17 protein-coding genes are annotated in these 16,256 nt (G+C 41.4%); all 17 read right to left on the minus strand.

Features of this window, described 5'->3' with window-relative positions:
• Positions 1-25 precede the first annotated feature (25 nt).
• The gene (locus AB5754_RS02070) at positions 26-874 is read right to left on the minus strand and encodes a DegV family protein (RefSeq protein ID WP_368251527.1); all 849 of its coding nucleotides are present in this window, start codon (positions 872-874) and stop codon (positions 26-28) included.
• Positions 875-1,055: 181 nt separating this feature from the next.
• Positions 1,056-2,300, minus strand: coding sequence for an LCP family protein (locus AB5754_RS02075; protein WP_368251528.1), 1,245 nt, complete (start codon positions 2,298-2,300; stop codon positions 1,056-1,058).
• 85 nt (positions 2,301-2,385) lie between these two features.
• Positions 2,386-3,237, minus strand: coding sequence for a prephenate dehydratase (gene pheA / locus AB5754_RS02080; protein ID WP_368251529.1), 852 nt, complete (start codon positions 3,235-3,237; stop codon positions 2,386-2,388).
• Complete coding sequence (locus tag AB5754_RS02085) at positions 3,234-3,740, minus strand: shikimate kinase (protein ID WP_368251530.1); 507 nt, start codon at positions 3,738-3,740, stop codon at positions 3,234-3,236. The genes pheA and AB5754_RS02085 overlap by 4 nt, the downstream gene beginning before the upstream one ends.
• Positions 3,737-5,029 (minus strand): 3-phosphoshikimate 1-carboxyvinyltransferase, encoded by a 1,293-nt coding sequence (aroA, locus tag AB5754_RS02090; RefSeq protein WP_368251531.1) that lies wholly within the window; start codon positions 5,027-5,029, stop codon positions 3,737-3,739. Before aroA ends, AB5754_RS02085 begins: the two co-directional genes overlap by 4 nt.
• Positions 5,030-5,050: 21 nt before the next feature.
• The gene (locus AB5754_RS02095; RefSeq protein WP_368251532.1) at positions 5,051-6,139 is read right to left on the minus strand and encodes a prephenate dehydrogenase; all 1,089 of its coding nucleotides are present in this window, start codon (positions 6,137-6,139) and stop codon (positions 5,051-5,053) included.
• 12 nt (positions 6,140-6,151) lie between these two features.
• Entirely contained in the window at positions 6,152-7,318 is a 1,167-nt protein-coding gene (gene aroC / locus AB5754_RS02100; RefSeq protein ID WP_368251533.1) for a chorismate synthase, read from the minus strand.
• The gene (aroB, locus tag AB5754_RS02105; protein WP_368251534.1) at positions 7,318-8,388 is read right to left on the minus strand and encodes a 3-dehydroquinate synthase; all 1,071 of its coding nucleotides are present in this window, start codon (positions 8,386-8,388) and stop codon (positions 7,318-7,320) included. Before aroB ends, aroC begins: the two co-directional genes overlap by 1 nt.
• Before the next feature lie 32 nt (positions 8,389-8,420).
• The gene (gene aroF, locus AB5754_RS02110; RefSeq protein WP_368251535.1) at positions 8,421-9,446 is read right to left on the minus strand and encodes a 3-deoxy-7-phosphoheptulonate synthase; all 1,026 of its coding nucleotides are present in this window, start codon (positions 9,444-9,446) and stop codon (positions 8,421-8,423) included.
• A gap of 25 nt (positions 9,447-9,471) precedes the next feature.
• The gene (locus AB5754_RS02115) at positions 9,472-10,332 is read right to left on the minus strand and encodes a shikimate dehydrogenase (protein ID WP_368251561.1); all 861 of its coding nucleotides are present in this window, start codon (positions 10,330-10,332) and stop codon (positions 9,472-9,474) included.
• A gap of 387 nt (positions 10,333-10,719) precedes the next feature.
• Positions 10,720-11,484, minus strand: a complete 765-nt coding sequence (locus AB5754_RS02120) for an ABC transporter ATP-binding protein (RefSeq protein ID WP_368251536.1) — start codon at positions 11,482-11,484, stop codon at positions 10,720-10,722.
• A complete protein-coding gene (locus AB5754_RS02125; RefSeq protein WP_368251537.1) occupies positions 11,481-12,371 on the minus strand; it encodes an ABC transporter permease in 891 nt (296 codons plus the stop codon). Before AB5754_RS02125 ends, AB5754_RS02120 begins: the two co-directional genes overlap by 4 nt.
• An 18-nt stretch (positions 12,372-12,389) precedes the next feature.
• The gene (gene trpX, locus AB5754_RS02130) at positions 12,390-13,412 is read right to left on the minus strand and encodes a tryptophan ABC transporter substrate-binding protein (protein WP_368251538.1); all 1,023 of its coding nucleotides are present in this window, start codon (positions 13,410-13,412) and stop codon (positions 12,390-12,392) included.
• Positions 13,413-13,734: 322 nt separating this feature from the next.
• Positions 13,735-14,307 carry a hypothetical protein gene (locus AB5754_RS02135; protein ID WP_368251539.1) on the minus strand — a complete coding sequence of 191 codons (573 nt, stop codon included), beginning with the start codon at positions 14,305-14,307 and terminating at the stop codon, positions 13,735-13,737.
• 116 nt (positions 14,308-14,423) lie between these two features.
• The gene (locus tag AB5754_RS02140; RefSeq protein ID WP_368251540.1) at positions 14,424-15,104 is read right to left on the minus strand and encodes a uroporphyrinogen-III synthase; all 681 of its coding nucleotides are present in this window, start codon (positions 15,102-15,104) and stop codon (positions 14,424-14,426) included.
• Entirely contained in the window at positions 15,097-15,549 is a 453-nt protein-coding gene (locus AB5754_RS02145; RefSeq protein WP_368251541.1) for a bifunctional precorrin-2 dehydrogenase/sirohydrochlorin ferrochelatase, read from the minus strand. Before AB5754_RS02145 ends, AB5754_RS02140 begins: the two co-directional genes overlap by 8 nt.
• The gene (locus tag AB5754_RS02150) at positions 15,534-16,232 is read right to left on the minus strand and encodes a sirohydrochlorin chelatase (RefSeq protein ID WP_368251542.1); all 699 of its coding nucleotides are present in this window, start codon (positions 16,230-16,232) and stop codon (positions 15,534-15,536) included. Before AB5754_RS02150 ends, AB5754_RS02145 begins: the two co-directional genes overlap by 16 nt.
• Positions 16,233-16,256: the final 24 nt, after the last annotated feature.

Below are 16,256 nucleotides of genomic sequence, written 5' to 3' on the forward strand. Positions count from 1 at the left end.
TCCTCTTTTTGTCTCTTTAATTGAGTTAATAAGGTGAAATTGCAATGCCAATTGCTTTTTCCCCTAAATGAGTACCAATGACCGGACCGAAATGACCAATAGTGACTTGGGCATCAGGGTACTTTTCTTGTAGTTTCGCTTGCTCTTCTTTGGCTACCGCTAAATTATTTGCATGAATCACAAAGAATTGCACTGGCTGATCAATTGCGGCAGCTCGTTCGCCTACGATATTTTCCGCCCGAGTAAAGGCTTTTTTACTGGAACGAATTTTTTCAAATAAAACAATTTTTCCGTCTACAAAGGTTAAGATGGGTTTGATTTTCAATAAGCTACCCAGTAATGCCGCCCCATTGGTCAAACGTCCCCCTCGAACTAGATTGTTTAAATCATCCACAATTAAGTAGGCGTACACGTTATCACGAATAAATGCCAAGCGGGTTTTGATTTCGTCCAAACTCGCTTTTTTATCATTCATCTCCAAAGCTGCCTTCACCATATTTCCCATGGGCATGGAAGTAATTTTAGAATCAAAAGGCAAAATGGTTAGACCGGGAAATTCATTTTTAATGGCTTCTAAAGTGCTGACAAATCCAGAAATTCCCGCCGACAAATGAATGCTAATAATGGTATCGTAACCTTGTTTTTGCAAATTGTCATATAATGCTAAAACCTCTCCTAGCACCGGCTGAGAAGTTTTAGGAAATTCCTTACTTGTATTGAGCATAGCATAAAACGCATCTGCTTCTATGTCTTGCCCTTCACTATAACTCTGACCGTCAATAATCACAGGAATCGGAATTACAAACAAATCAGGATGATTTTTGATTTCTTCAGGTAAAACCGCTGAGCTATCGGTAACTATTGCTAATTTCATTGGGAATAAAACCTCGTTTCAAGATTTCCTGAAGTCGCCCTAACAATTGGGACTCCAGCTAAAAGCATATTATTAAATATAGCACAAAGCATAGCGATTGGAAATAACCCTGCCAAAATCTCTCTTAGACAGGTACGCAAAAAGACGTTTTCTCAGAGAATTAAGAAAACGTCCCATGAAATTATTCACTTAAAAAACTTGCTACTGCTTGTTGGTTTTGTTCTTGGTCAACTACTAAGACGCTCCCACCGTAATCATCTGTACCATAACTCCATGAATCATCAATTGGTACTGACAAGCGATCGACTCCGCCAACGCCTTTTACAAGGGAGAATGTATTTTTCAAAAGGAAGGTCACTGGTAAATCCGTAGCCGCTTCTCCCATGACTTTTCCGGCCGCATAAGGCAATTTAGCTAAAGTTACTGGATTTTTCATACCGGAAAAAATGGCATTCATCACTTGTTGTTGGCGACGCACGCGGCCAAAGTCTCCTTCTTCGTCCATCCGGAAACGAGCGTAGTTTAACAACGTATGGCCGTCCATCATTTGATTTCCTGCTGTAATGGCCACATCAATATAAGCGCTCATATCTTTTTCTGCATCGATTTCTACCCCTTTAGGAAATAGCGTATCAATGACGCTTTCAAAGGAAAGAAAATCCACAATGGTGTAATACTTACAATCCACGCCAAAATTTTGACTCAATGTTTGGCGTACCAGTTCGGCTCCACCATAGGCATAGGCTGCATTTAACTTCGTCTGGCCATAACCAGGAATATCCACCAAAGTATCCCGCATAAAAGAGACGAGTTTTGGTTTATGACTAGGGCCATCTAGATTTAACACCATAATCGTATCAGCTCGTGCAGTTTCACCTTCTCGGCTATCACTGCCTAAGAGTAAAATGTTATGGGAGCCATCGCTGGAAGTAACACCATTAAAAGCCTTGGCTTCTTGTTCAGACAATACCGTTTGCTGATCCGCGGTGACTTTTCCTAGTGTAAAGGCCCCAACACAATAAACAATTAAAACAACGAGTACCTTTAATAAGACACTTAAAATAGGATGTCGTTTTTTCTTTTTGGCTTTTTTTCCTTTTTTAGGTTTAAAGACAGAGGAATTATTTGAAAAATTTCTAGGTGGTTGATTTCCCCCACCATTTCCAAAACGATTCCACCCACTTTTCTGGTTTCCTGAGTGCTGATAATCTCCGGGATGAGGAATTTGATTGGAATCATAAGACTGCTGATAGGAATTTCGATCAAGGTTTTCCTGAGAATTTCCTTGATACTTAGTTTCCTGATAGCTGTTTTCTTCATTAGTTTGGGGATTATCGTTTAATTTTCGTCGTGCAAAAAGGGTTCCTTTAGACTCTCTGGCAAGCTCTTCATGCAACTGTTTGTTCCGTTCTTTACGAGTGGTCATGGGCTGGCTCCTTTATCATCATTGCTCTAAGGATACCTTAAGGATTGATCAAAAAAGCTAGAATCACAAAAACTTTACTCTTTTTTTAGAGACCGCCCTCTTCCGCCACAAGAGTGATAGGATAAGCGCCAAGATTACGCACTTTGGCCCCTAATAATTGGATTTCTTCCATAGCGTTTTGGATTAGCAAACTTTCTTTGTCACAAACCAAATCCACCACAAAGAAATACTCTCCTAGACTCGTTTTTAATGGGCGGGATTCAATTTTACTCAAATCAATATTCCGCCAGCCAAAAGCTTGCAATACTTGATGCAATGCTCCTGGTTGATTGGACGGCAATGTAATCAAGAGAGTTTGTTTTGCAACAGCTTTAGTATTTACTCTTTTTTGTTCTGGTCTTGCCACCACCCAAAAGCGAGTTTGGTTCCCCGCGTTGTCTTGGATGTCCTGTTGGGCAATTTCCAATCCATAATGTCTGGCAGCTTTTCTAGAAGCAATGGCCGCAATGGCCTCTTCAGGATGTTGTTGGACATATTCCGCCGCATAAGTCGTAGAAGAAACCGCCTCTAACAAAACATCTGGCAATCTTTCTTCTAAAAAGGCCTGACATTGGGCTAAAGCTTGGGGATGAGAAAGTACTTTTTTGATTTGTTTTAAGGAGCGTTCGCCTTTCGTTAACAATTGTTGCTTAATAGGCAAGATGATTTCTTCATTGACTTGTAAGCCAGGGCGATGAAACAAAGAATCGATGGTCGCATGAACTGATCCTTCCAAGGAGTTTTCCAAAGGCACTACGCCATAATCCAAATTCCCTGCTTCCAACGCTTTTAAGCAATTAGGAATAGAAGGATAGGCTATTAATTCCTGGGGCTTAAAACGTGTTGTCGCTGCTTGATAGGTAAAAGAATTCTCTGGACCTAAATAACCAACTTTCATAATGCCCCCAACCTTTCCAATATTTCTGCGGTAATTCTCTCAGGGCTTTTACCACTGGTGTCCACTTGAATAGAAGCTGCTGATTCGTACAATGGCAATCGTGATTTTAAAATTGTTTGTAATTCTTCAATGGATTTCTCATCTGCCAAAGGTCGGATGTTTTTTTCATCTTGTTGAATGCGGTGAAACAATGCTTCTGGTTTCGCCTGTAAGTACACTACCTTAGGATGATTCACCAATAGTTCCTGGTTCACACTTTCTAAGACAATACCGCCACCACAGGCAATCACTAAATCGTTTTGTAAGACTTTTTTTAAAACTTTGGTCTCCGCTTGACGAAAGGCAGATTCTCCTTTTTGGTTAAACAATTCGGGAATGGTCATTTGGCAAGATTCTTCAATCAATTGATCCAAGTCACAAAAAGGTTTTCCAACTGCTTCTCCCAATGCCTTTCCTACAGTGCTTTTTCCTGCACCCATAAAACCGATTAGTAAAATACTCATGACGTCTCACCAGCTACAAGACTTTCCAAATCAGCAAAGAATCCTGGATAAGACACGTTGATTGCTTCTGCGCGAACTAATTCTGTATCTCCTTGAGCAATTAAACTCGCCACAGCCAGCATCATCCCAATGCGATGATCTCCTCTTGAGTCCACCTTTGCTCCGTGAAGTGGTGTTGGACCTTTAATAATCAATCCGTCTGCTGTTGGTGTAATATCTGCACCCATTTTTTGCAATTCTTCTGCGGTAGCGTCAATTCGATTGGTCTCTTTCACTTTCAATTCTTCTGCATCTTTGATTCGCGTGGTCCCCGTTGCTTGAGTAGCTAGTAAGGCAATAATTGGCAACTCGTCGATTAGTTTCGGAATAATGGCTCCTTCAATTGTTGTAGCCTTTAAGTCGGAAGTTTTAATCGCTAAAGTAGCGGACTGGTTTTGTTGATCTTGGTCCACGACTACTAGATTTGCTTTCATTGCTTCCATTATCGTTAAAATCCCTGTACGAGATGGGTTAATTCCCACATTGGTCAATGAAATTTGACTATTGGGAGTAATTGCCCCTGCCACTAAGAAAAAGGCTGCCGAAGAGATATCCCCGGGTACAATGACTTCTTGACCACTAAATTGTTGGGGACCGGTAATGGTAATTGTTTTTTCGTCGGCGGCAGTTTCAATAGTACCGCCAAACTGTTTAATCATTTCTTCTGTATGATTTCGGGTAGGTTCTTTCTCGATAATGGTACTCGTGCCGGCTCCTTGCATTGCTGCAAATAAAATAGCAGATTTTACTTGGGCGCTAGCCACTGGCAGTTGATAAGAAATAGGCTGTAACTCACGGGTTCCTCTAATCGTAATTGGCGGGAATTCACTACCATTATCTCCGGTTAAAATTGCCCTCATTTCCCGCAAAGGCAGCATAACTCGATTCATCGGACGTTTGGCTAAGGAGTCATCACCAAACAATGTGGTAGAAAAGTCTTGTCCTGCTAAAATCCCCATCATTAATCGAATGGTGGTCCCAGAATTGCCTACATCAATGGGGCTATCTGCGGGTTGTAACCCAGAAAAACCTACTCCTTCAATGGTAATCGTCGTGCCATCATCTGTAATCGGCACGCCTAAGCGTTGAAAAGCATGGAGTGTGCTGAGACAATCCTCACCGCGAAGAAAGTTTTTCACAGTAGTGGTTCCTTTGGCTAAGGCACCAAACATGATGCTGCGATGGGAAATAGATTTATCTGCAGGAATTTGAATGGAACCTTGTAAGCTGTTTTTTGGCTGTAATTTCATAGGAACTCCTCTCAAAAATGGTTATTTTATGCGACAGTGATAAGGGGTTTTGGCTTCTAAGCAGGCTTTTCCTGCTTCTAAATCCCGTTGGCTTTTAAAAGTGATCTGCAAGACACCGTGAATGTCTTCTCTAGTTTCTTGAATTTTAAGATTGGTAATGGAAATTGATGCTTCTCCCAGCAAAGTCGTCACTTCTGCAATCACCCCAGGCACATCAGGAATATCTAAAAATAAATCATAAAAGGCCGGAATCGCTCCATTTTTATGAATGGGCAAGCGATCTCTTGTATCTTTGGCATGATCAAAAAATTGGGTGATTCCTTGTCGATTTTGGTGAATCAAGAGTCGCTGAATTTTAGACATTTCCTCTTGCCACAGTGTCAGTTGAGACATCAGAACTTCTCGATTGCTTAATAAAATATCTGTCCACATGATAGGATCTGAGGATGCAATGCGAGTAATATCCCGAAACCCTCCGGCGGCTAGCTGTTTAGCCCGGGGATGCTCTTGGTTAAACACATCTGCCTGTGTCACCAGAGAAGCAGCGATAATATGAGGCAAGTGGCTGAGCATCCCTGTGATTTCGTCGTGCTCTTTAGGACTTAACTCTACATACTTAGCTCTCGTTCCTTTAAATAGTTCATGAAGTAAAGCGAGTTCTGCTGCCTGATCTGCTTTTGGTGTAAAGATATAGTAGGCTTCTTCAAACAGATTCTCATCACAGGCATTAATCCCCGACTTATGGGAACCAGCCATGGGATGTCCGCCTAAAAAGGGCAATTGCAATCTTTCTGCAGCTTGACTCAAGGCCAATTTGGTACTACCCACATCCGTGATTAGTAAATTTTTTTTGTAATCGAGTTGCGCCAATTGGCTAAAATAATCTAAGGTCACCGCAACTGGTGTCGCAAAAACCAACACGTCGCAATTTTTTGCTCCAGTGGCAAAATCTACAGCTTTTTCTTGAATAATTCCTCGTTCAAAGGCTAGTTCACAAGTGACAGTTGAATAATCCCAACCGATAATTTGCCAGTTGGTTTGCGTTTTTTTTATACAGGTAGCTAAGGAGGCGCCAATTAGGCCAAGACCGACAATAAACACTTGTTTCATACACAGCCCTCCTTAGTAATTCTTCAGATATTCTTTGTAGTCTGCTACTGCATCTTTAATTTCATCAAAGGAATCCGGACCGAATTTTTCTAAAAAGGCATTGGCTAAAACAGTAGCCACCACGCTTTCTGCTACAACAGACGCTGCGGGTACGGCAGTGCTGTCAGAACGTTCTACACTAGCTTTAAAGGTTTCTTTCGTGTTGATGTCCACACTTTCCAGCGGTTTATACAATGTAGGAATCGGCTTCATCACACCTCTAACCACAATCACTTCGCCGTTGGTCATGCCACCTTCAAAGCCCCCCAAATGATTGGATTTGCGGGTAAACCCTTTTTCTTTCTCCCATTGAATTTCATCCATTACTTGGGAGCCAGGAAGTGTTCCGGCTTCAAAACCCATGCCAATTTCTACACCTTTAAAAGCATTGATACTCATAATTGCCTGAGCCAGTTTGCCGTCTAGTTTGCTATCCCATTGCACATAGCTACCTAAGCCCGCCGGAACTCCCCCGATTAACACTTCTACCACGCCACCAATGGTATCCCCATTAGCTTTTGTACGGTCGATTAATTCTTTCATCGCTGTTTCCACAGAAGGATCCACCACACGAATTTCTGAGGATTCCGAGCGTTCTTTGACTTCTGCTACGCTAATTTTCTCCGGTAAGTGAGCTTCAATGCCCCCTAATGTCGTCACATGTCCTGCAACCATTACGCCTAATTCAGACAAAAATTTCTTTGCGATTGCTCCAACGGCTACCCGCATAGTGGTTTCTCTGGCTGAAGAACGTTCTAATACGTTACGCAAGTCCCGGTGATGGTATTTCATTCCTCCAACTAAGTCCGCATGTCCAGGACGAGGACGCAGAACTTTCCGTCGCTCTTTGTATTTGTCCGCCACATCTTCTGCGGCCATAACATTAGTCCAGTTTTTCCAATCACGATTTTCCACAACTAAGGTAATAGGACTCCCTAATGTTTTGCCATGACGAACTCCGGATAGAATCTGTACTTGGTCTTTTTCTATGAGCATTCGCCCCCCACGACCATAGCCCGTTTGCCGCCGAGCCAATTCAATATTAATGTCTTCTACAGTAAGGGGTAATCCTGCAGGGACCCCTTCAATAATCGCGGTTAATTGAGGCCCATGGGACTCTCCAGCAGTAAGATAACGCATTATAACGCCTCCTTGTGTAAGTAGTTTTTCAATTCTTCAATGGGAACTGTGTGAATTTTAGCTTTGCCGATTGTCTCCAAAAGAATCAGTTTCAAATTGTTTCCCCGGGCTTTTTTATCATGGGTAATGGCTTCAAATAACGCCGCTTCATCCCATTGTTCGGTACTTGTAGGCAAATGAAATTTTTCAATCATCGCTTTTAGCGCAAGGGTACTCCCAGCTGGGGTTAGCCCTTGTTTTTCAGCATGTTGATTAATCGCTAACATCCCCAGCGCTACTCCTTCTCCATGACTGACCACTCCATATCCTGCCGTTTTTTCAATGGCGTGGCCAATGGTATGGCCAAAATTCAAAATCAAACGATTGCCATTGTCAAATTCATCTTCTTCCACTACTTTTTGTTTAACTTTTAACGTTTCTGTGATGACGTACTGAGCGTGAGCCAATAAATCCGCTTCATCTTTCAAGTTTTCCAAGTAATGCCATAATGCCAAATCCGCTATAGCCGCTGACTTGATAATTTCGGCAATTCCTTCCCGCACTCGTCGTATTTCCAAGGTCTCCAGCACATCGGTATCGATTAAAACCCCATCTGGCTGGCTAAAGGTACCCACGAGATTTTTGGCATTACTCGTATTCACTGCGGTTTTTCCACCAATACTGGAGTCTACTTGGGCCAATAATGTAGTAGGGATTTGAATGAAGTGAATTCCCCGCATATAGGTAGAAGCTGCAAATGCTGCTAAGTCGCCGATGACGCCTCCTCCTAAGGCAATCACCCCATCAGAACGGGTAAAGCCAGATTCTGCCAAAAAAGCATAAATCTTTTCCGCTTCTGCTAAAGACTTGCTAGCTTCGCCTTCAGGTACTACGTGGGTTACCACTTCAAATCCCGCTGTGGTAACTGCTTGCCGTACTTTTTCTTCGTATAAGGGAGCTACCCGGTCATCGGTAATAATTGCTACTCTTTGAGGTTGCCAAATCTTGGCTAAGAAGTCCCCGGCTTCTTCTAAACAACCTTTTTTTACAATAATCTCATATTGATGGTCTTTTAACGAAACAGTGAGCATAGCAGCTCCTCCTTTTCAATAGCTAGACTGATTTAAGCTTCTAATTCACGAATTTCTTTCATCGCTTTTTCCATAATGTGAACTTCTTTCATCATTTTTAAGTAGGTCTTTTCATTTAAGGATTGAGGACCATCAGACCAAGCATTAGCAGGATCTGGGTGAATTTCCACAATCATGCCATCTGCACCAGAAGCTACACCAGCTCTAGCCATTGGTGGCACCAAATCCCAAATCCCTGTACCATGAGAAGGATCCACAATAATCGGGAAGTGACTCAGTTTTTTAATCAACGGCACGGCACTTAAATCAAAGGTATTACGAGTTGCTGTTTCATAAGTCCGGATGCCCCGTTCGATAAAGATGACCGGGGATTTGTCTTCTACGGCAATGTATTCAGCGGCATTTAGCCATTCATCAATGGTGCCGGCAATCCCTCGTTTTAAGCCAATGGGTTTGCCAGTTTTTCCCACAGCGGATAAAAGTTTATAATTTTGCATATTTCGAGCACCGATTTGCAAAATATCACTGTATTCGGCTACCACGTCAATATGTCCTTCATCCATAACTTCTGTGATGACTTTCATGCCAAATTCATCCGCAGCTTGGCGAATGTATTTTAGCCCTTCTTCTTCTAACCCTTGGAACGCATAAGGAGAGGTCCGAGGTTTAAAAGCGCCTCCTCGCAGGATTTCGGCACCCCCGGCTTTTGCCATGCGGGCGCACTCTCTGATTTGGTCTAAACCTTCAATGGAACAAGGACCCGCCATGGTTACAAAATGACCGTCCCCAATTTTCACGCCATCCACATCTACCACCGTGTTTCCTGGGTGAAATTCTCGGGAACTAAGCTTGTAAGTGTTGGAAATCCGCACCGCTTTTTCCACTCCATCGTAACTGTAAAAGGACACATCTTGAATCATTCGCGTATCCCCTTTGACACCGATGACCACATGTTCACTACCGGTATCAATATTGACATCTAGGCCTTCATTTTTAATTCGTTTTACTACTTTTTCAACTTCCGCTCTGGTAGCACCAGGTTTCATAATTACAATCATCATTATTCCTCTTTCCGTTTTTGTTTTATCGTTCAAACAGTGGTCGCACTGCCTTAAGTGGCATGGATTGTCCCGTCCATAACTCAAAGGCTGCGGCTCCCTGATACAAAAGCATACCTAAACCATTGGCTGTTTTTAATCCTTTTTCTTGGGCGCAAGCTAAAAGCTTTGTTGTGGGCGGATTGTAGATTAAATCCACCACTGCCAAATGTTCTGGCAACAAATCAGTTGATAAGGGTAGTGGATCATCATTCTTCATCCCTAAATTAGTAGCATTAATCAACAAACAACTTGCTGCTAAAGACTGGGTTAGCCTTTTATCATCTGCCAGATGATAAAGCTCAATACTACAGTCCGTCTGTTGTGCAATCTTGTTAAGGTTTCCTCGAAGTTCTTCAAAGCTTGGCTTCATTCGATTAAAGACATTAATTTTTTTCACGCCGTCTAATGCTGCTTGAACAATGATGGCAGTAGCCGCTCCCCCACTTCCAAGAATCGTGATTTCCTTGCCCCGTGGATTGAGCTCAATATCTCTTAAACTCCTCATAAAACCAATGCCGTCTGTATTGTGGCCAATTAGTCGCCTACCTTCTCTAACAATGGTATTGACCGCATTACTTAAACGAGCTGCCTCAGACAATTCGTCCAAATAAGGAATCACTTGTCGCTTATAGGGCATAGTCACATTGACACCAATCATTTGAAAGGTACGAATCGCTTGAATGCTTGTGGCTAAATCTTTTTCACCAATATCAAAAGCCAAATAAACGCCATCAATACCTAACGCTTGAAAAGCCTGCGTGTGCATTGCTGGGGAAATGCTGTGACGAGTAGGCAGTCCATAAAGTCCTGCCAAGCGGGTCTTCCCTGAAATTGTGGTCATGATTCTCCTCCTTACACTTGTCTTGCTCCATGAAAAAAGGGCATCCACCGCGAAATCTCTACAGTGAACACCCTAATGCTTTGAAGTAACAAAGCGTAAAAGAAAAGCCACTATAGAAGAAATCTACGGTGGCGAGTAAGTCAAGTCAAATTCCCTTAGCCATCATAGATACAAACCCATCTGTTTGTACCCATGTGTCATGAATACAAACTCATCTAAAATAGCTAAAGTAATACTTATTCAGTTGTGGTGATAGTGTTCTTGTCATAAAGAATCGCTCCAAACTGATGTAAGATTGTGTTTAGTATAGACCTTATCTTAAAGACTGTCAACGATAATTGTAAAAATATTCATATTTTCAGAAATACTAGCAAAAAACCATCAATTCTTTTACAAGTCTTCTTCAAAGAATCGCAATAACTCACTTAAGCTTAAACGTTCTTTTTCAGCTTGATTTAAGTCTTTGGCAATCTTGCCTTTTTTCATTAAGATTAAACGATTGCCATAATGCAAGGCATCTTCCATATGATGAGTAATCATCAAACAAGTCAAGTTGTCTTCTGTCACCAATTGATTAGTTAAAGCCATCAAATTTTTTGAAGTCTTAGGGTCTAAAGCTGCCGTGTGTTCATCTAATAACAATAATTCTGGAGCAGTCAAAGTAGCCATTAATAAACTCAAGGCCTGTCGTTGTCCCCCAGATAAATTGCCACAAGGAGTGTCCAAATGTTGTTCTAACCCATTTCCGATTTGGGCACAAAGCTTTTGGTAACGAGACAAGTTGTCTTTTAGTTTTCGAGGAATTAAGGTTCGGCGCTGTCCTCTTTTTTCAGCCAGCAATAAATTTTCAGCAATGGTCATTCGAGGTGCTGTCCCCATTTTCGGGTCTTGAAAAACCCGGGCAATATACTTGGCCCGATCTTCTTCCGCTTTACGAGTGACATCTTTTTGATTGATTTTAATCTTGCCAGAAGTTAAAGGCAGTGTGCCCGCAATCGTATTAAACAGCGTGCTCTTTCCAGCGCCATTGCCACCAACTACTGTGACAAATTCTCCAGGTTGAATGGTCAAATTCAAATGATCCAAGAGCAGCCGTTCTTCGTCCATTCCATTTTTCACAGTCTTCACGGCTTGTTCCATTATTAGTCGACTCATAGCTGCTCCTCCTTTTCAAAGCCGGTTTTTAAATGTAAGGCAGCTTTCAACTGAGGCACCATTAAGCACAAAGCTAAAATACCAGAAGAGATGATTTTCAAGTAAGTGGTATCAAAGCCGAGATAAATAATGAAGAAAATAATCAATTGGTAAATGATGCTGCCGATGACAATGGCTACCAGTCGTTCCGCAAAGCCCAGTTCACCAAATAAAACTTCCCCAATGATAATCGCTGCTAACCCGATGACAATGACTCCAATCCCTTTGGAGACATCCGCATACCCATCATTTTGGGAAATCAAAGCGCCAGACAAGCCAATTACCCCATTTGATAAGGTCAAACCAAGTATTTTCATTCGATCAGTTTTAATGCCTAATGAGCGGGCCATGGTTTCATTTTCCCCGGTAGCGATATAAGCTTGTCCTAAGTCGGTATTAAAAAAGAATAACAATAGACCGATGACAATGATTACCATTAAAACACCTAATGAAAGAATATCAAAGTAATCGGGTAAATTGAGACTACCAAAGAAATCTTGAATTTTAGGATATTGATGCCCTAATCCTTTGTTAGGACTTTGCATCACAAATAAAATTACCGAATTTAGCCCAGACATTACCAATATTCCTGCTAAAATCACGGGAATTTTACCTTTTGTGTATAAAATTCCCGTCACAAAACCGGCGGCCATCCCCGCTAAAATTGCCAGTAATGTAGCCAAAACCGGAGGCATTCCTTGAGTAATGGCCACCACACAAACAGCTCCTCCTAATGGAAAAGTTCCTTCTGTGGTCATATCTGGAAAATTCAAAATGCGATAGGTCATAAAGATGCCAATGGCTAGTAAGGACCACAAAAGCCCTTGACCAATCGTTGAAACAATCATCTGTTTTGCCCCTTTCTGCTATTTCTCGATGAAACGAATCTCTTGATTATCAAAATTGCTAAGGTCAATATTGAATTTTTCTGCTTGGGCTTTGTTAATAATGGTTTCCCCTTTAGAGAATGTATAAATTGGTGTAGTAGCAGGATCACTTTCTCCTTTGGCAATTTTGGCTGCCATAATCCCGGTTTGAACCCCTAGTTCTTTTTGACTAATCCCAACAGTTGCCAAACCGCCTTGTTCCACCATGGTTTCCACTGAAGGAAAGATTGGCAAGTTTTGCTTCGTAGCTTCTTGATTAACGGTTTCCATAGCATTGGCAATGGTGTTGTCCAAAGGAATAAAGACAAAATCCACTTCTCCGGCTAACACTTGTACCGTTTGGGCTACTTCATTAGTGGAAGCCACTGGTTTTTCGACGACTTCAAGACCTAGGGCTTCCGCTTTTTTACGAGCTTTTGCTACTTGAAATTTAGAGTTCATTTCAGAAGAAGAATACAACATTCCAACTTTTTTAGCGTCTGGTAAGAGGTCTTTTGCCAATTGGATGATTTCAGCTACCGGTGGTTGATCGGAAACTCCGGTAATATTAGCGCCGGGCTTTTCATTGGAAGCTACTAAACCAGCCCCTTTTGGATCAGTAATCGCACCTAACACAATGGGAATGTCTTTATTCTTTACGTTGTTATCTAATGCTTGGGCCGCTGGTGTAGCGATTCCCACTAGTACTTCTGCTTTGTCTTGTACCAATTGTTGGCTCATGGTGTTTAACTTGCTTTGATCTCCTTGACCGTTTTGAAAGAGCAGTTCTAAATTTTCTCCTTCTTTTAGCCCTTCTTTGGCTAGGCCTTCTTGAATGCCCTCATAGATTTGTTCCAGTGCGGGATGGCTAACTAGTTGCAAAACTCCAATCCGATGGGTCTCCTTTTCACTGCTTGAAGTAGTTGTCATTTTTTCATCTTTCTGGGTCCCTTGAAAAATTCCATAGCCCACTAAGCCAATCACCAATACTGCCACTGTTACAAATAGTCCTTTGTTTTTCATAATCATTTCCCTCACTTTATCATTTTTTGTCATTACTCCTTCTAACTTGATCGATTTTAGGTATAAAAAAAGACCCCATAGAATGCTCTATGCGGTCGAAAAGTTTATGTCCGGCATAGATACAAGTTTTAGAAGGATACTCTAAAAAGTTGTATCTATGGAAGTATGTCCCATCAATACAACTAACTACGCCAATTACGCCATGCTTGAAATTGTCTGCTTGTTGTGTTCATGATGGTCACTCCCTTTTTATGATGAATTCAGAATACTCTATCTTTCTTAGCCCGTCAACACTTTTCTTTATTTTGCATAAAAATCCAAACTAGTTGCCGATGGTTTTAATATTCCACATGGACAACCGATTCAATTCGGGAATCAATGTGCTATCCAAATCATCGAGTTCACTAAGCTCGATTCGGTTCTTTTCTTCTCCTTCTTCAAAAAAGAGAAAAGTCACTTTGGTAGGATCGATATTGTATTTCTCACCGATGTTCACAGTGTTATAAACCAATGGATAATAATAAAAGTCTCGATTTAACTCGTCACTTTTAGCGGTTAAAATACGATCCGCTGTTGCTCGCTCTGTACCATGAGGCGGTGCAAACATCACTGAAACCGCCTTTTTATTTTCAATAAATTTATCTTCCGTCCCATAGGAAATCGTTTTTAGTCGGTCGGTGGCAAGGTCAGCAAAGACAATTTCCTCGTATTCAGACTCTCGAATATGACCTTGAGCAGTTACCATGGATACAGAAAACAACGCGATTGCTAAGACAATCCCCACAAAGGTTAAAATTCCTCGTCGCTGATTTTTATTAAACCAATTCTCTAAATCTTGTAAAATCTCTTGGGCTCCTTGACGTAGCACGTGAAACCATTGTTGAATCCTTTCCATGAAAATTCTCCTAGTCTATTTTCTTTGTCGCTTTTTTCATACTAGCATGTTGCCAAAATTCAAGCAAGCGCCTCTGGAAAATCTTCTCAAAAGAATCAAGTTTCTATTTTGAATCATCAGCTAATTCCAGACTGTAAGTCGTTGATAAGTTGACTCTCAATTCCTTTTTGGGCTAAGTAATTTTTAGTAGTCAGTCCAATGGCAACATATAAAAAGTCTGAAGCCAATGTTTCACCTAAGCTTAAAAAACGTTTTGCAGAAGAGGGACTAGTTAAATAAACCCCTACTACAGCTTGGTCTTGAAGTAATTTTTTACACTGTTCAAGGCCTGATTCATCTGGCAAATTCAAATAAGTAGTGGCACTGGTCACATGAGTCACTTTTCCCAACTGAGTTTCTATGTAGTCATTGGCAAGTTGGCTTTTAGGATAGAATAGGTTTCCGGGATTAGGATTAGCCTTTGCAAATGCCGCCACAAAGTCTTTTTTTGTCTCTTTAGGACTAATAAAAGCCACCTGTCGCCCCAATTTCTCCACCACTTGTGCGGTTTTTTTGCCGATGGTGGCAATGTTACAGGAATTGCTTGTAAGAGGTAGAATTTGCGCTACCGGTGCTTGACTCGTAAACAATAGCCAGTTTGCGGCTTCGATATTTTTTTTAGTCTCTTCTTCTAAAGGCAAGTATTTTAATGTAAGCAGTGGACATGCCACCGTAGCAAAGCCAGCTTGACTAAAAGTTTGGGCATCAGCTTCATTTAATCCTGCTTGCCTTGTTAATAAAATTACCGGTTTAGTCATGGCTTTCACCTGCCAACCAGCTCGCCAAAGCGTCTTTTGCCACCTTGGTTTTTTTCGGATCGTGCTCAGAGTTAGATACCGTATAGGTGAAATTGTCTTTTTGCAGGACACCTGGTGAATAAAAATTACTGTTGGTTTTACAAGTTGTGTCATTGACCCACTGATTTGCCTTGGTATCTTTTAGGACTTGTGCATTTACTTCTGGTTGATTACTACAAATAAAGACGAAATCAAAACCCGCCACATCTCCTTTTTCATAAGGGCGAGGCAAGTAAGTGATTTTTTCAGCCAAAGCCAAATCGCTTATTTGTCGGCTAGCCACTGGGGCAATTACCGTTGCAGTCCCACCACCAGCTAAAATACTCAGAACTTTTCTGGTTGCAATCTTACCAGCACCAACTACAACGATTTTTTTTTTACTGATGTCGATTAGGACTGGATACATCCCGCTTCCTCCATTCGCTCTTTCAAGGCAAGATACAAAGTGTCGCTGTCTTGGAAAGTAGGTAAAAAAACAACGCCTTCCAGGTGTGCAGTAGTTAACTCATTCGTAATTTTTTTTACGATATGTCCCACAGTTAAAAAGAATGGCACGACCACTAAAGGTTCCCTTTCTTTGGCGGCAACTTGCAAATAATTATCCGGCCCTACATAATTTCCCCAAATCACCGGTCGTTGACATTCCACTTCCAATTTATGACAAATTTCTTTTAACATTGCCAATGGCTCTGAATAATGAGGCGTTCCATGGGCGATTATCATGAGTTTGCCACTTGTTGGTGCAGCTTGTATTTTTTCTTTTAACCCCGTAAACATGGTTTGAGTGGTGCCAATGGTTTCCAAAACTTCAAACGTAACCTCACTAGGCAAACAAGCTTTTAACCGGTCGGGTAAGTCCACTAAAGCATGAGTTGCGGGAAATAAGAGTAAAGGGATGACAATTAGTTTTTTCACCCCTTGATTGACTAAGTCTGTGGCAGCCATTTCCAAAGTAGCCTGATTGCCTTCTAAAAAACCGTAAGAACTTGTAAGAGACGTTTCCTTTTGTAATGAATCAATTGTTTCAAGATTATAAGCTGCTATTTTTTCAGTACGTCCATGTAAAACAAATAACAAACCTGTCTTCATTTTCTTTCCTGCTTTCTTAATCTA

The organism is Enterococcus sp. 2201sp1_2201st1_C11_2201SCRN_220225 (genome assembly GCF_040925905.1).
Lineage (GTDB): Bacteria > Bacillota > Bacilli > Lactobacillales > Enterococcaceae > Enterococcus_C > Enterococcus_C asini_A.

Coding starts and splice junctions, on each gene's coding strand:
- AB5754_RS02070 (WP_368251527.1), bottom strand. CDS start 874: ATGAAATTAGCAATAGTTACCGATAGCTCAGCGGTTTTACCTGAAGAA.
- AB5754_RS02075 (WP_368251528.1), bottom strand. CDS start 2,300: ATGACCACTCGTAAAGAACGGAACAAACAGTTGCATGAAGAGCTTGCC.
- pheA (WP_368251529.1), bottom strand. CDS start 3,237: ATGAAAGTTGGTTATTTAGGTCCAGAGAATTCTTTTACCTATCAAGCA.
- AB5754_RS02085 (WP_368251530.1), bottom strand. CDS start 3,740: ATGAGTATTTTACTAATCGGTTTTATGGGTGCAGGAAAAAGCACTGTA.
- aroA (WP_368251531.1), bottom strand. CDS start 5,029: ATGAAATTACAGCCAAAAAACAGCTTACAAGGTTCCATTCAAATTCCT.
- AB5754_RS02095 (WP_368251532.1), bottom strand. CDS start 6,139: ATGAAACAAGTGTTTATTGTCGGTCTTGGCCTAATTGGCGCCTCCTTA.
- aroC (WP_368251533.1), bottom strand. CDS start 7,318: ATGCGTTATCTTACTGCTGGAGAGTCCCATGGGCCTCAATTAACCGCG.
- aroB (WP_368251534.1), bottom strand. CDS start 8,388: ATGCTCACTGTTTCGTTAAAAGACCATCAATATGAGATTATTGTAAAA.
- aroF (WP_368251535.1), bottom strand. CDS start 9,446: ATGATTGTAATTATGAAACCTGGTGCTACCAGAGCGGAAGTTGAAAAA.
- AB5754_RS02120 (WP_368251536.1), bottom strand. CDS start 11,484: ATGAGTCGACTAATAATGGAACAAGCCGTGAAGACTGTGAAAAATGGA.
- AB5754_RS02125 (WP_368251537.1), bottom strand. CDS start 12,371: ATGATTGTTTCAACGATTGGTCAAGGGCTTTTGTGGTCCTTACTAGCC.
- trpX (WP_368251538.1), bottom strand. CDS start 13,412: ATGAAAAACAAAGGACTATTTGTAACAGTGGCAGTATTGGTGATTGGC.
- AB5754_RS02135 (WP_368251539.1), bottom strand. CDS start 14,307: ATGGAAAGGATTCAACAATGGTTTCACGTGCTACGTCAAGGAGCCCAA.
- AB5754_RS02140 (WP_368251540.1), bottom strand. CDS start 15,104: ATGACTAAACCGGTAATTTTATTAACAAGGCAAGCAGGATTAAATGAA.
- AB5754_RS02145 (WP_368251541.1), bottom strand. CDS start 15,549: ATGTATCCAGTCCTAATCGACATCAGTAAAAAAAAAATCGTTGTAGTT.
- AB5754_RS02150 (WP_368251542.1), bottom strand. CDS start 16,232: ATGAAGACAGGTTTGTTATTTGTTTTACATGGACGTACTGAAAAAATA.